This window comes from Ilumatobacter coccineus YM16-304 (genome assembly GCF_000348785.1).
GTDB lineage: Bacteria > Actinomycetota > Acidimicrobiia > Acidimicrobiales > Ilumatobacteraceae > Ilumatobacter_A > Ilumatobacter_A coccineus.
On sequence record NC_020520.1, the window covers coordinates 2,975,095 to 2,989,656 of the forward strand.

Below are 14,562 nucleotides of genomic sequence, written 5' to 3' on the forward strand. Positions count from 1 at the left end.
GCCACGAAGGCTCCGACAGGTCGCACGATGGTCGCACGAGCGCTCGACCTCACCTCGCACTGGCCGGTGCCGACCGTGGCCGCCGCGGTCACGCGACACGGTGAGGTCCTCGACTCGATCGGCCCGACCGACCACCAGTTTCGGCTCGCGTCGATCGGCAAGACCCTCGTCGCCTGGACCTGCCTGATCGCGACCGAGGAAGGCATCATCAGCCTCGACGACGTCATCGGCCCCGACGACGGACACCACCGGACGCTCCGACACCTCCTCTCCCACGCCAGCGGCTACGGGTTCAACGCCGGCGACTCGATCTCGGCACCCGAACGCCGCCGCATGTACGGCAACCATGCCATCGAAGTGGCAGCCGAGCACCTCGCCGCCGCCGCTGGCATGCCGTTCGCCGAGTACCTCAAGGCCGGCGTGCTCGACCAACTCGACATGGACTCGACCGAGCTCCGCGGCTCCCCCGCCGACTCGATCTGGTCGACGGTCGACGACCTCGGCCGCTTTCTCGCCGAAGTCGCCACTCCACGGCTCGTCACCGCCGCCAGCGCCGCAGAAGCGACGAGCCCGCAGTTCCCGGGACTCGCAGGTATCGTTCCCGGCGTGGGGCGTTTCGACAACTGCCCGTGGGGCCTGGGGTTCGAGATTCGGGGAGACAAGTCTCCTCACTGGACCGGTACGCGCAACTCCGACGCGACCTACGGCCACTTCGGGGGTGCGGGCACCATGGCCTGGACCGACCCCCGGCTCGACGGGCTGTCGCTCGTGGCGCTGACCGATCTCCCGTTCGATCAGTGGGCCGACGCCGCGCTCGTCGAATGGCCCCGACTGTCCGACGCAGTGATCGACGAGTTCGCCGGAACACGCTGATGACCACGTTCAGGCCCGGCGACCGGATTCGGTACGAGACCATCGACGACGATGGTTTCCCGTTCGTCCGCTACGGCTTCGTCGGCGGCGAAGCGGTCGACGGCGGGCCCGTCGTGGTGATGCTCGACGGCGAACTCGCCGGCGCCGTGGTCGACGTCGCGACCCTCGCTCCGGTGCACATCGGCACCGTGTCACTCGTACTCGACGGCCGCGACCTGCTCGAAGACCCGTCGCTGCGCCAAGGCCTCGTCAATCTCTGGCTGGCCGAAGCCGAAGACGCTGGGCTGCAAATCGGGGCGCTGCGCATGATCGGCACCGGCGTCCGCCACGCGAACGATGCCTACGTACTCGCCGAACTCGACGCGTGCGACGAGAACTACGTGCTCAAGGCGTCGGCATGCACCGAGCGAAGCGACGCCGTGATCGTTCGCGCCGACCGGCCGACACGCTGAGACGCCGAGACGCGCGGCACATGTTGTGCCAGTTCACGGACCATTTCGGCGCAGAGTGAGACACATTCGCCGCAAGCTCGGATATCGTCTCACGCAGTGTCATTGAAGGTTCACACTGAGCGAGATCCCCTGCTCGGCATCAATCCCTGGGAGATCCCTCCGCACCTCGTCGCCGAGACGATCGCGGAGATCGTCACCGAGGCCCACCGACTCGTCGGCGATGTCTTGACCGAACTGATCGGCTTCTACGCGCCCGCTGCACACGCACACCGTCCGCGCACCACCAGCTCCAACGACCTTCCGGCAGTACACGAATCGCTCCTGCGAGAGGCGATCGACGAGAACAAAGTCATCGACCTCGAACTGATCCCCGAGCCCCGGCAGGCGTTCGACCCGACGCGACAGATCGCACGCTCCGTGCTGATCGTGCCGCTGCGCGCACCCGATGGCAGCGCCATCGCTGCTGCCTACCTCGCGAACGCCGAGCAGCACACCTGGACGACGGCCGAGCTCACCCTGCTGCGCTCGGCGACTCGCATCGCCGAGGCCGATGCCCGACTCCGGATCGCCACCGCGTTGATCGAGGAGCGCGAGAACTCGACGGCGGCGCTCGCCGAGTTCGGCGCCGACCTCGCTTCGATCGAGCGCCTCGAGGAGTTCGGTCCGACCGTGGCTCGTGCGGTGTCCCGCATCGCCGGCCCCGACGCCATCGCCATCGTCGAACTGCACGACAGTCGTGTGCGGTTGATCGCCTCCGACGGGCTGTCGGACCGCGACGCCGCACACCTCGCGGCGATCGACGTCGCCGACCGAGGTCCGGCGGGCCTGTGTCTCACGACGGCGAAGGCGACGTTCTACGGCTCGCGCCCCGACTTCCTCGAAGACCACCCGAGCTTCGGTCGGCTGCTCGGCGATCGCCTCTACCACGCGTGGGCGTTCGTGCCCATCGTGTCCGGAGGCAAGGCACTTGGAGCGATCGTCTGCCACTGGCGGCTCCCACTCGACGTCCGAGAGATGCACCGCTCCGACCTCGAGGAGGTCGGCCGGATCGCCGGCCTGGCGCTTGGCCGACTCCGCGTCCAGGAGACCGGCCGCCAACTCGCAGCGATCGAAGCGCAACTCTCGGCGTCACCATCGGTCGAGAACGTGATCGGTGTCGTCGCCGACGCCGTGCGCCATCTGCTCGGAGCGTTCACCGTGCACCTCGGCATCGTCGAAGGCAACACGCTGCGACGCGTGACTTCGAGCGGCTTGGCACAAGCCGAACCGCACTTCGAAGCCGTCGATCTGCGGCGCACTGCCCAGGTCAAGGCATCCGGTCGCACCATGTCGCAGATCTTCCTGACACCTGGTGACGACTGGACGGTCTACCCCGCGCTGCTGTCGACACGCGAACTCCTCGGGGCGGTGGCCGTACTGGCGCAACCAATCGTCAGCGAAGGGCAAACGATCGGTTTCCTCACCGCGGCATATCTCGACGAGCGCGACTGCGGCCCCTACGAACGCAATCGAGCCCAACTCGTGAGCGTCATGCTCGCCCGGGCGATCCACCGCGCCTCGCTGTTCGATCGAGAGCGAAAGATCACCCACGAGCTGCAGCGCTCCCTCCTTCCGGAGCAACTGCCGCACCGCGACGATTATCAGATCATCGCCCGCTACATCGCTGCCGACGCCGGGCTCGAAGTCGGAGGCGACTGGTTCGACGCCTTCCCGTTGCGGCGCGGAAGTCTCGCGATCGCGCTCGGCGACATCGTCGGGCACGGGCTCAAAGCCGCAGGGGCAGCCGGACAACTGCGAAGCGCGTGCCGCGCCCTCGCCGAGGTGAGCACCGGGCCGACGAACCTCGTCGAACGGCTCGACGAGTTCTGTGCCCACGCCAGCGGAACTCAGTTCGCGACGCTGCTCTACGGTGAACTCGACGAGCACACCGGTCGACTCGAGTTCTGCCGAGCCGGCCACGTGCCGCCCGTGCTGGTACTGCCCGACGGCGAAGCGCGCATCATCGAGGATCGCGGCTCGTGGGTGATCGGCCTGGGCGTCGGTGGCCCGCGCGTCGAGTGCGACCTCATGATCCCACCGGGCGCACGCCTGCTCTTCTTCACCGACGGTCTCATCGAGCGCCGCGGCGAGAACCTCGACACCGGATACCAACGTCTGCTTCAGGCGGTGCGGCAACACCACGCACTGTCGAAGGACGAGTTCGCCGACGCGCTCATCGCCGAACTGGCCGGCGAGGTCAACACCGACGACCGGTGCCTGCTCGTCATCGAGCGCCACAAGTCCGTGACGATCTGATTCGCGGAGGAGGGGTCCGATCGGCTTGGCTGTGAGGATGCCCGACTCGTCGCCTTCACGACTCGCCGACTTGCCGACCCCGTCACTGGTCGTCGAGCGATCCGTGTTCGATTCGAACCTCGCGACGATGGACGCGATGCTGCCCGGTCCTCGTCTCCGGCCGCATGCCAAGGCGTTCAAGTCGACGTCCATCGCGGCGCGACTGCACGCCGACGGCCACACCGGGTTCTGTTGTGCCACGCCGCGCGAGGTCGAAGGACTCGTCGCCGCCGGCCTCACCGACGACCTCCTGCTCGCCAACGAGTCGCTCGACGTTGCCCGCCTCGGAGCGCTCAGCGACGATGCCCAGATCACCGTGGCGGTCGACTCCGACATCACCCTCGATGCGGCGATCGCCGGCGGCGTTCGATCGATCCTCGTCGATGTCGACGTCGGCCTCCCCCGCTGCGGCTGCGACGTCGCCGACGCCGGTCGGCTCGCCGACAAGGCGCGAGCGAGCGGGCTCGAGGTGCGCGGCGTGATGGGATACGAGGGCCACCTCATGATGGTGACCGACACCGCCAAGCAGGCGGCCCTGGTGGAGGCCTCGATGGCGACGCTGCTCCAGGCGGCTGAGGCAGTGGGTGGCGACATCGTGTCGGGAGGCGGCACGGGCACGTGCATCACCAACACGTGGTGCACCGAGATCCAGGCCGGCAGCTACATGCTGCTCGACACCGACTACGCCAAGCAGCAGCTTCCGTTCGAGATCTCACTCAACATCTTGGCCACCGTCATCTCGGTGAGTCCGAAGGGATGGATCGTGGCCGATGCCGGGCTCAAGTCGCACGGGATGGATCACGGCAATCCGACCTGGGAGCACGGCGACGTGTTCATCATGTCCGACGAGCACGTCACGCTCCAGCCGCACACGCTGTCGGACTGGTCGGTCGGCGATCGGATCAGGTTGCTCCCGGCGCACGTCGATCCGACGGTCGCGAAGCACGAGGCCATGTGGCTGGTCGACGGCGACGACGTCGTCGACCGCTGGGCGGTCGACCTACGTCACTGGTGAGCGCGTCGCGCTGACGCGTCGCCGTCAGAACGACGACCGGCGCGTCCTTGAATTCAGGGAAGCGACGGAGGCGGCGGCGGGCTGATCGCGTCGAGCGGTGCGGCCACGGGCGGCGCGAACGGTGCCTCGGGCGGGGGCGGTGCGAGCGCCGCCGGTGCGGACTCGACGATCGGCCCGGGAGGACGCATCGCCGGATCGGGCATGGCGGGCGGTGGGGTCAACGAGTCGGGGGTGCTCTGGGCAGCCTCGGCGTTGAGAATCCGCGGCTGTCCGGTGCGGACCGCCTCGTCGAGCGCCCGTACGGCACGGTCGACGGCGTCTTTCACGTCACCTGCGGCTCCGGATGCGACGCCGACCTTGATCGTCACGCCACATTCGCTCAGCAGCGGCATCTTGGCCACGTTCATCTGGATGCGATCGGCGACGGCAACGGCGTCGGTGTCGGACGTCGACGGCAGCAACACGCAGAACGTCGATGCTTCGTGCCGGTACACCACGTCGGTGGTGCGGACGGTGGCCATGATGACCCACGCCACGCGCTCGAGGACCTGATCGCCCTTCGCGTTGCCACGCTTCCCGTTGTAGGTGTCGAACTCGTCGACGTCGATCATCAACGTCGCGGTCGACTGACCACTCGTGTCGATGCCGGCGGCGATGTCTTCATCCAACTGGCGGCGATTGAACGCCCCGGTCACCCGGTCGACGATGACGTCTTCCTGCTTTTTCGATCGGCGAAAGCTGAAGCTCATGACAATTCATCGTCACGAACGCCGGGGCACTTGAGACATTCTTCACGTTTCGTGCCAGAGGTCGGCTGAACGCCGGTCGGTTCGATCGCCAGGCGCATCATCGCGTGTCGACCACCTGGAACGACTCGGCGCTCGACCCGGCGGGAAGCCCGCGGTCGGCCGCCAACGACCGCCACCACATCCGCATCCGCTCCTCGGTGGCGGCCGGGTCGGGATGCTGGCTCCGGTGGCACATGAGCGCCCGGATCTTGCGTTCGAGGTTCGCTGTGATGTCGACCACTGCACAACTGCCGTCGTCGGAGTTGCGGAACGGAATCCACACCTCCGACACCGCCCAGTCGTCGAGCTCCGCACACGCCGACTCCGGAAACGCGAACGGATTGCGTGCGTCGGGGTACACCGCGCACATGGTCGCTTCGCCGGTGGCGAGGTGGTCGGGGTGCGATCCGTAGGTCGAGGAGAGATCGCGCACCGGGTTCTGCGTGATCACCACCTGCGGACGCACCTGGCGGATCACGACACTGATGTCGTGGCGCAACTGCATGTCGGCGACGACCGTGCCGTCCATGTGGCCGAGGAATCGAAGATCGGTGACCCCGACCTCGGCTGCGGCCTCGGTCTGTTCGGCTCGCCGGATCGTCGCCATCTCGGTACGGGGAATCGATCGATCGAAGCCGCCTGCCTGTCCGTCGGTCACGAGGCAGTACGTGACGTCGACGCCGGCATCGGTCAGATTGGCCACGGTTCCGGCCGCTCCGAAGTCGACGTCGTCGGGGTGCGCCATGACGACGAGGGCTCGCTCGATCTCGTTTGTCTGCAACATGAGTGGTCAAGGTATCTACAGTCGTCGACATGACGACCAGCTCCGCTTCCGTCCCGCTCGATTCGATCGACCTGTCCGACCTCGAGTTCTGGGCCGGACCGCGCGACGTGCGCGAGGCCACGTTCGCGACGTTGCGTGACACGCCGGGCCTCGTGCACTTCGACGAACGCGTCATCGAGGACTCGCCGTTTCCACCGGGCGCCGGCTACTACGCCCTCACCCGGCACGAAGACATCTGGGCGGTGAGTCGCAACGCCTCGCTGTTCTGCTCGGGGCAGGGCTCCAACATCGGCGATCTCCCGCAGGAGATGAACGAGTTCTTCGGCTCCATGATCAACATGGACGACCCGAAGCACTTCCGCCTCCGCTCGATCGTGTCGAAGGGATTCACCCCCAAGGAGGTGAACCGGGTCGAAGAACTCGTCGTCGCCAAAGCCAAGGTCATCATCGAGCGGATCCAGACGGAGTTCCCCGACAAGACCTGTGACTTCGTCGAGCACATCGCGGCCGCACTGCCGCTGGAGATCATCTGCGACATGATGGGCATTCCGGCCGACGACTACTCGAAGATCTTCGGGTGGACCAACACGATCCTCGGCGTCGGCGACCCCGAGTTCGTCACCTCGTACGACGACCTGATGACCCACTCTCTCGAGATGTTCACCTACGCGCAGGCGCTCGGCGAAGACCGTCGGGCCAACCCGCAAGACGACATCACGTCGGTGATGATGGCGGCCGAGGTCGACGGTGAGCAGCTCACCGCGCAGGAGTTCGGCTCCTTCTTCATCCTGCTCGTGGTCGCCGGCAACGAGACCACGCGCAACGCCATCAGCCACGGCCTGAAGGCGCTCACCGACAACCCCGACCAGCGCGAACTTCTCTTCGGCGACTACGAGGCGCATTCGAAGACGGCCATGGAGGAGATCGTGCGGTACGCGACGCCGGTCATCCACTTCCGGCGCACCGCCACCGCCGACACCGAGATCGCCGGCACCCCGATCAAGGCCGGCGAGAAGGTCGTGATGTTCTACAACTCGGGCAACCGTGACGAGCGCGTCTTCGACGACCCCGACCGATTCGATGTGACACGCCCGCTTCAGCCGGCCCAGGTCGGATTCGGCGCGGGTGGGCCGCACTTCTGTCTCGGGGCCAACCTGGCTCGTCGCGAGATGACGGTGATGTTCGACGAAATCCGACGCGAGCTGCCGTCGCTGCGCATCAGCGGTGAACCCGAGTACCTGCAATCGAACTTCATCAACGGGATCAAGCGGATGCAGTGTGAATGGGATTGAGCACCCCAGCGACGCCGGCCCTCCAGCCGGCGCCGGACGCGACCTCGCCGACCTGACGCGGGCGCTCACGTCGGCGGGCATGGTCTTCTACGTCGGCTGGCTGCTGTTCTTCTTCCGCCAGGTCGAGCGTGTGTTCCGCGTCAGCCCGCAACGCTTCGCCGGCCTGTGGGATCAGCGCCTCGAAGTCCTCAGCTTCGTCGTGTTGCCACCCAACATCTTGATCATCGTGCCCGCTGCCGCGTGCGCGTCGGCAGCGACGTGGATCGCCGGGCAGGCTCAAGAGCTCGACTTGGCGATCCTGTTGCGACTCACCACGTGGTCGATCAATCTGATGGGCGCCATCGCCGCCGCGTCGGCAGTGGTGACGCTCATGACCGACAACGGGAGCCCGACGCGGGCCGGCGACGCCGCCATTCGAATCGCCGGGCTGATGTTCGCGATCGCGACGTCGCAGTTCTGCCGGGTGGCCGCTCGTCGAGCGCCGGGCGGCTGACCGCGCCGCCTCAGGAGTCGAGCGCGACGAGCGACGAGGATCAGGTGCCGAGTTCGCCGCGACGGAAGTGGTTGCGGCAGAGCAGTTCGTACCGAACCGAGTCGCCGAAGAGCGGTTGCGCCGAGTCGGCGGTGTCGCCCACCACCACGGTGTCGCCCTCGTACACGACCGCACCGTTCACCACGCGAGCGTTGTGCGTCGCTCGCGCTCCACACCAGCACCGTGCTTCGACCTGCAGCGCGCTGTGTTCGTCGGCGAGTTCGAGCATGCGCTTCGTGCCGTCGAAGAGCTTGCCGCGGAAGTCGGTGAGCAGACCGAACGCGTACACGTCGACTTCGAGGTCGTCGACCACCTGCGACAGCTCCTCGCACTGCGCCGGTGTGTAGAACTGCACCTCGTCGCAGATCATGTAATGGATCGGCCAGTTGTCACGCGCCAGGGCGAAGAGATCGAGGTCGGGCGTGACCTCGATCGCCGGTGCGGCGACGCCGAGCCGGCTGGTGACCTGGTGGCCTTCACGGTCGAGCGTGGTGAGGAGCAGACCGTACAGCTGCCGGTTGGCGAGGTTGTGGTGGATCTGGAGGGCCACGGTGCTCTTGCCCGATCCCATCGTGCCGAAGCTGAATCGCAGGTGTGCCATGAACTGCCGCTACTCCCCGTCGTCGTCGATCACGGCGGGGCCGTCGATGCGTGTGATTCGTTCGTCGTCGTCGCTCCCGCCTGACGAGCACGAGGCCATCAGCAGCGAAGCGATCAGCACGGTCGTGGCAAAACGGGACATCGGTCGCGAATCTACGACGCGCGCCGCCGCTTCGCGCGGACGCCACCCGATGAGGCGATCGGAGTCGGACCGCTGGTTCAGAGCAGGGCTCGGACGGCATCGATGGTGTCGGCGGTGTCGGCCGACTTGTCGTGGCGATACTGCTTGACGCGCGCGAATCGCAGAGCGACACCGCCCGGATACGTCGTCGACACCTGCACCCCGTCGACCGCGATCTCGACGACCTGCACCGGCTCGACGTACACGACGTGACGTTCCCGACCGGTGCCTTCACCGATCTTCAGATCGCTGAATCGGGCGGTCTGCCAACGCAGCATCTCGTCGGTCATGCCCTTGAACGTCTTGCCGACCATGACGAACTCGTTGGCCGACTCGCCGCTGGCACGGGCACCGAGATGGATGTTCGAGAGCATCCCTCGGCGCCGGCCGTGCCCCCACTCGACGGCCAGCACCACGAGGTCGAGCGTGTGGACGGGCTTGACCTTGCGCCAGCCCTTCCCGCGTCGACCGGCTTCGTACGGTTGATCGAGGTCTTTCACCATCACGCCCTCGTGGCCAGCAGCGATCGCGCGGCCGAGGAACGCCTCGGCCTCGGCGACTTCAGCGGTGATGATCGACGGCAGGCGCGCCGTGTCGGGGACCGTGGCAGCGAGCAACTCGCGACGGGTCGACAGCGCCTCGTCGTGGACGGGAGATCCGTCGACGTGCAAGATGTCGAAGAAGAACGCACCGATCGCGTCGCCGCGTCCCTCCCCCGGCCGAGCGTCGTCGGGGCGATCGGCTCCGAAGTCACCCATCGTGTCCTGGAAGCGTCGGGGCGAACCGTCGTCCAACAGGCCCATCGCCTCGCCGTCGAGCACCAGGTCGCCGCCCGGCAGCGACCGCACCACCTCGACCACGCCGGGCAGGCGATCGGTCACCTCGTTGAGGTTGCGCGTGAACAACCCGACGTCGTTTCCACGTCGGTGCGCCTGCAGTCGGATCCCGTCGAGCTTCCAATCGACCTGGACGGCGTCGGCCCCGGAGAACGCATCGGCCACGCTGCTCCCGGCGCTCGCGAGCATCGGCTGCACCGGACGCAGCGGCTGCAACGACACGGCGTCGAGAGCCTCGATCCCACCGACCAACGCGGCGTGCGCCGCCGCGCCGAGATCTCCGGCCATCATCGACGCACGGCGGACGGCGGCGACCGGCACGTCGGCGGCCTTGGCCACCGCCGTGGTCATCACCCCGGCGAGCGCCCCCTGGCGAAGCTCGCCACTCAGAATGCCGCGGAGCAGCCGCTGCTCTCGCTCGGTCGCAGCGTCGAGGAGTTCGGCCAGCGCATCGCGACGCGCGGCACCGACGCCATCACCGTGCAGCGACTCGATCGCTCGGAGCCGGCGATCGACGTCCCCGACCGTCCACGACGCGTCGGCCGCCGGTGTCGCCGATACATCGGCGAGCGTCGACCAGCCGACGCCGATGCGGCCGAGCGGCGTCGTGCCGGTGAGAAACGCGACCGCCGGCACGATCTCGTCGGGCGCGCACCGTCGGAGCGCGTCGGCCAGCGCCATGACCTTGTCGTTCCGCTTCGTGGTGGCAGCGACGGCCTGCGAGGCCGCGGCCAGTTCGTCGAACAGCACGGCCACAGTCTTCCACCGGTCGCAGCGCCGCACCTGACCCGGCTCGGCGGTCCACGCCCAGTGCCGAGCGGGTCGCGGTCGAAAGGTTGGCCCTGAGGCGTCACCGACCCTGGCGCATTGGCTACGGTCTGGAGTACGAGCTCCGGCAACGGTGCTGGAGCGTCCGATGCGGTTGGGGAACCGCACCGGGAACACCAAACATTCCTTGGGGGAATCACACATGACCGACATGATCGAACGGTCGGATACCGCGGGCGACGATCGGGTGCTCGATCACCTCGTCGTACGGTTCGCCGGCGACTCGGGCGACGGGATGCAACTGACCGGCGACCGGTTCACCTCGGTCAGCGCGTCGTTCGGCAACGACCTGTCGACGTTTCCCGACTTCCCAGCCGAGATCCGGGCACCGGCCGGCACCGTCAACGGCGTCTCGGCGTTCCAGGTCAACATCGCCGACCACGAGATCACCACGCCGGGCGACGAACCCAACGTACTCGTGGCGATGAACCCGGCGGCGCTCAAGGCCGACCTCCACCGTCTGCAACCGGGCGGCACGCTGATCGTCAACGAAGACTCCTTCGGCGAGCGCGACCTCGACAAGGCCGGGTACACGACCGACCCCGGACCGAACGGCGAACCGGTCAACCCGCTCGAAGACGGATCGCTCAACGGGTACCGCCTGCTCAGGGTTCCGATGACCAGCCTCACCAAAGAGGTGTGCGAGCCACTCGGCGTCAAGCCGCGCGACGCCGAGCGCTCGAAGAACTTCTTCGCCCTCGGTCTCGTGTCGTGGATGTACACCCGTCCGACGCAGCCGACCGAAGAATGGATCGAGCAGAAGTTCGCGAAGAACGAGCAGGTCGTCGCCGCCAACAAGGCGGCGTTCCACGCCGGCTTCAACTTCGGCGAGACCACCGAGGCCGTCGGCCACCGGTACGAGGTCCGGCCGGCCACCCTTCCGCCGGGCGAGTACACCAGCATCACCGGCAACACGGCCCTGTCGTGGGGCCTCGTCGCCGCCGGTCAGTTGGCGAAGCTGCCAATCACCCTCGGCTCGTACCCGATCACGCCGGCGTCCGACATCCTCCACGAGCTGTCGAAGCACAAGCACTTCGGCATCCGAACGGTGCAGGCCGAAGACGAGATCGCTGCGGTGGGCGTCGCGCTGGGCGCAGCGTTCGCCGGGCACCTCGGCATCACCACCACGAGTGGTCCCGGCGTCGCGCTGAAGAGCGAGACCATCTCGCTCGGCGTGGCGATCGAACTCCCGATGCTGATCATCGACATCCAACGCGGCGGCCCGTCGACCGGTCTGCCCACCAAGACCGAAGCGTCCGATCTCAACATGGCGCTCAATGGACGCCACGGCGAGTCGCCGCTCCCCGTCATCGCGTCGTACAGCCCGGCGCAGTGCTTCCACGCTGCGATCGAAGCCGCACGCATCGCTCTCAAGTACCGCACGCCGGTCATCCTCCTGTCCGACGGCTACCTCGCCAATGGCTCCGAGCCGTGGAAGCTGCCCGACGTCGCGACGCTGCCCGACATCTCGGTGCCGTTCGCCACCGAGATGAACCACGAAGACCTCGAGGGCAACCCCGAGTTCTGGCCGTACCTGCGAGACGAGAACCTCGCTCGACCGTGGGCCATCCCGGGCACGCCGGGGCTCATGCACCGTGTCGGCGGACTCGAGAAGAAGGACGGCACGGGCAACATCGACTACACGCCCGAGAACCACGAGCGGATGACCGAATTGCGCGAGGCCAAGGTCGACATGGTCGCCCAAGACATCCCGCCGACGGTCGTCGAGGGTGACGCCGACGCCGACGTGCTCGTCCTCGGCTGGGGCTCCACCTGGGCGGCGATCGACGCAGCCGTGCAACGCCGGCGACGCGCCGGCGTCAAGGTGGCCAAGGCGCACATCATGCACCTCAACCCACTGCCGCCCGATCTCGAAGGGCTGCTCCGCAGCTACAAGCGGGTCATCCTGCCCGAACTCAACCGCGGGCAGCTCGCCCATCACCTGCGGGGCAAATACCTCGTCGACGTCACGCCGCTGTCGAAGGTCCAGGGTCTGCCGTTCAAGTCGAGCGAGATCGAAGACGCCATCGACGACGCCATCTCCAGTATCGAAGCCGAGCAGAACGGAGCCGCATCATGAGCACCGCACAGGTCGCCGTCACCACGAAGAAGGACTGGACCAGCGACCAAGAGGTGCGTTGGTGCCCCGGTTGCGGCGACTACGGCATTTTGCTCGCCGTCCAGCAGCTCATGCCCGACCTCGGCGTGTCGCCCGAGAACACGGTGTTCATCTCGGGCATCGGCTGCTCCAGCCGGTTCCCGTACTACATGAACACCTACGGCATGCACTCGATCCACGGCCGAGCCCCGGCGATCGCCACCGGTGTGGCCACCGCTCGTCCCGATCTCGACGTGTGGGTCATCACCGGCGATGGTGACGGACTCTCGATCGGTGGCAACCACCTGATCCACGCGCTCCGTCGCAACGTCAACCTCAACATCTTGATGTTCAACAACCGGATCTACGGCCTCACCAAGGGGCAGTACTCCCCCACGTCCGAGGTCGGCAAGGTCACCAAGTCGACGCCGATGGGGTCGATCGACGCGCCGTTCAACCCGCTGTCGGTCGCGCTCGGGGCCGAGGCCTCGTTCGTGGCACGCACCCACGACCTCGACCGCAAGCACATGCAAGAGACGTTCCGCGCCGCGCACGAGCACAAGGGCGCCTCGTTCGTCGAGATCTACCAGAACTGCAACGTGTTCAACGACGGACAGTTCGACGGGGTCACCAAGAAGGCCAGCCGTGACGAGATGATGATCGACCTGGTCCACGGCGAACCGATCCTGTTCGGCGCCGAACGGCAACGCGGCGTGATGCAGGGGTCCGACGGTTTCCTCAAGTTGGTCGACGTTGCCGACGTCGGCCTCGACCGCATCCTCGTGCACGACGAGTCGAACTCGCACCCGTCGCTCGCGTTCGCCCTCGCACGCCTCAACAGCGACGACCACTCACCCACGCCGTTCGGCGTGTTCCGCAACGTCGACCGCCCCGAGTACGCCACCGGAGTGGCCGAGCAGGTCATGGCAGCGAGTGAGCAGAAGGGTCCGGGCGATCTGAACGACCTGCTGCGCAGCAACGGCACCTGGGTCGTCTGAGCAGCGCCGAGCGAGAGGCCCCCGCACCGGTCCGACGACTCGGCCGTGGCGCCGGGCCGATCAGCCCGGAGCAATCGCCGACACGTCGAGCACCCAGCCTTCTTCGTCGAGCACCTGGTTGCGGTGCTCGACGGGAACGTCGGGCGTGAAGATCGGGGCCAGTGTGCCATCGACGTTCGCGCGCCAAAGGTGCGCTCCGACGGTGGCAACCTGCGCTTCGTCTCGCACCCGATCGTCGACCGGGATGTCGAGCATCGACGGCCAGACCTCGGCGATCGCACAGCCACCGCCATCGAGGCGCGGTGCCTCGAGTCCGGACGTGAACGGCCACACCTCGACGTCGACGCCGCTCGACTCCACGAGTCGTCGACGTAACCGTGCGAGGGCGGCGATCCCGAGGATCGACTGACTGCCGACCGCACCGGCGCCGAGCAACTGCCACGACGAGAACGGTCGGAGCCCTCGGTCGCGCAGCGACTGCTCGACGCGCCGCCATTCGGGGAGCGGCGTCGGTGACACCTTGGTGGTGGTGAGGCGGTCGACGGGGCGGGTCGCTGGACGCCCCCAGAACGGGCCGGGGCACTCGATGAGGCGAGCGTTGAGTGCCGCCGCCACCTCGAATCGGTTGTTGGTGTTGTCGACCTCGTCGATCACCATCTCGCTGAGCATCTCCCACATCGCACTCCACGGATGCCCGTCGAGCCCCAGCAGGCCGGCGGACCCCCGCGGGTACCCGAGTGAGAAGTCGACCGCGAGCAGCACCCGACCGTCGGACGCCAGTTGCTCGATCATCTGTATCGCTGCATGCCGCGTCGCCGGGTTGGCGATGACGCCGTCAGCCTCCGCAGCATCGAACGACGCGATCCAGACCGAGTCACGACCGGACGTGGGTGTCGAGCTGGCACTCCAGTCGACGACCACGACCCGGTCGAACATCGGCCGGTCGTTCAC

Annotated in this window: 14 protein-coding genes; 8 read left to right on the forward strand and 6 right to left on the reverse strand. The window is 67.3% G+C overall.

Annotated features, from left to right (window positions below; translation table 11 throughout):
• Nucleotides 1-27 precede the first annotated feature (27 nt).
• The 4 genes from YM304_RS13425 (at nucleotide 28) to YM304_RS13440 (ending at nucleotide 4,674) form a co-directional block, all read left to right on the forward strand.
• Nucleotides 28-873 carry a serine hydrolase domain-containing protein gene (locus tag YM304_RS13425; protein ID WP_015442240.1) on the forward strand — a complete coding sequence of 282 codons (846 nt, stop codon included), beginning with the start codon at nucleotides 28-30 and terminating at the stop codon, nucleotides 871-873.
• Entirely contained in the window at nucleotides 873-1,325 is a 453-nt protein-coding gene (locus tag YM304_RS13430; RefSeq protein ID WP_015442241.1) for a hypothetical protein, read from the forward strand. Before YM304_RS13425 ends, YM304_RS13430 begins: the two co-directional genes overlap by 1 nt.
• A gap of 96 nt (nucleotides 1,326-1,421) precedes the next feature.
• Complete coding sequence (locus tag YM304_RS13435) at nucleotides 1,422-3,620, forward strand: GAF domain-containing SpoIIE family protein phosphatase (protein WP_015442242.1); 2,199 nt, start codon at nucleotides 1,422-1,424, stop codon at nucleotides 3,618-3,620.
• Between the two features lie 103 nt (nucleotides 3,621-3,723).
• Nucleotides 3,724-4,674, forward strand: coding sequence for an alanine racemase (locus tag YM304_RS13440; protein WP_231897591.1), 951 nt, complete (start codon nucleotides 3,724-3,726; stop codon nucleotides 4,672-4,674).
• A gap of 53 nt (nucleotides 4,675-4,727) precedes the next feature.
• Here the strand turns inward: YM304_RS13440 and YM304_RS13445 are convergent, their stop codons facing one another.
• Nucleotides 4,728-5,423, reverse strand: a complete 696-nt coding sequence (locus YM304_RS13445; protein WP_015442244.1) for a GGDEF domain-containing protein — start codon at nucleotides 5,421-5,423, stop codon at nucleotides 4,728-4,730.
• 97 nt (nucleotides 5,424-5,520) lie between these two features.
• A complete protein-coding gene (locus tag YM304_RS13450) occupies nucleotides 5,521-6,246 on the reverse strand; it encodes a PIG-L deacetylase family protein (protein WP_015442245.1) in 726 nt (241 codons plus the stop codon).
• A 29-nt stretch (nucleotides 6,247-6,275) separates the two neighbouring features.
• Here YM304_RS13450 and YM304_RS13455 point away from each other — a divergent pair, with 29 nt between their 5' ends.
• Both YM304_RS13455 and YM304_RS13460 read left to right on the forward strand, forming a co-directional pair.
• Nucleotides 6,276-7,538: a cytochrome P450 gene (locus tag YM304_RS13455; protein WP_015442246.1), complete on the forward strand. Its 1,263-nt coding sequence runs from the start codon at nucleotides 6,276-6,278 to the stop codon at nucleotides 7,536-7,538.
• A complete protein-coding gene (locus tag YM304_RS13460; RefSeq protein WP_015442247.1) occupies nucleotides 7,525-8,031 on the forward strand; it encodes a hypothetical protein in 507 nt (168 codons plus the stop codon). The genes YM304_RS13455 and YM304_RS13460 overlap by 14 nt, the downstream gene beginning before the upstream one ends.
• Before the next feature lie 40 nt (nucleotides 8,032-8,071).
• Here the strand turns inward: YM304_RS13460 and YM304_RS13465 are convergent, their stop codons facing one another.
• The 3 genes from YM304_RS13465 to YM304_RS13470 form a co-directional block, all read right to left on the reverse strand.
• Entirely contained in the window at nucleotides 8,072-8,671 is a 600-nt protein-coding gene (locus tag YM304_RS13465) for a thymidine kinase (RefSeq protein ID WP_015442248.1), read from the reverse strand.
• A 9-nt stretch (nucleotides 8,672-8,680) separates the two neighbouring features.
• Nucleotides 8,681-8,812, reverse strand: coding sequence for a hypothetical protein (locus YM304_RS25680; RefSeq protein ID WP_269448326.1), 132 nt, complete (start codon nucleotides 8,810-8,812; stop codon nucleotides 8,681-8,683).
• Nucleotides 8,813-8,889: 77 nt separating this feature from the next.
• A complete protein-coding gene (locus YM304_RS13470; RefSeq protein ID WP_015442249.1) occupies nucleotides 8,890-10,437 on the reverse strand; it encodes an ATP-dependent DNA ligase in 1,548 nt (515 codons plus the stop codon).
• Nucleotides 10,438-10,657: 220 nt separating this feature from the next.
• Between YM304_RS13470 and YM304_RS13475 the strand changes: the two genes are divergently transcribed.
• Together YM304_RS13475 and YM304_RS13480 are read left to right on the forward strand one after the other, a co-directional pair.
• Nucleotides 10,658-12,595 carry a 2-oxoacid:acceptor oxidoreductase subunit alpha gene (locus YM304_RS13475; protein WP_015442250.1) on the forward strand — a complete coding sequence of 646 codons (1,938 nt, stop codon included), beginning with the start codon at nucleotides 10,658-10,660 and terminating at the stop codon, nucleotides 12,593-12,595.
• Nucleotides 12,592-13,611 carry a 2-oxoacid:ferredoxin oxidoreductase subunit beta gene (locus YM304_RS13480; RefSeq protein ID WP_015442251.1) on the forward strand — a complete coding sequence of 340 codons (1,020 nt, stop codon included), beginning with the start codon at nucleotides 12,592-12,594 and terminating at the stop codon, nucleotides 13,609-13,611. Before YM304_RS13475 ends, YM304_RS13480 begins: the two co-directional genes overlap by 4 nt.
• Nucleotides 13,612-13,671: 60 nt before the next feature.
• On the opposite strand, the gene YM304_RS13485 is transcribed toward YM304_RS13480, so the two are convergent.
• Nucleotides 13,672-14,562, reverse strand: a complete 891-nt coding sequence (locus tag YM304_RS13485) for a hypothetical protein (RefSeq protein WP_015442252.1) — start codon at nucleotides 14,560-14,562, stop codon at nucleotides 13,672-13,674.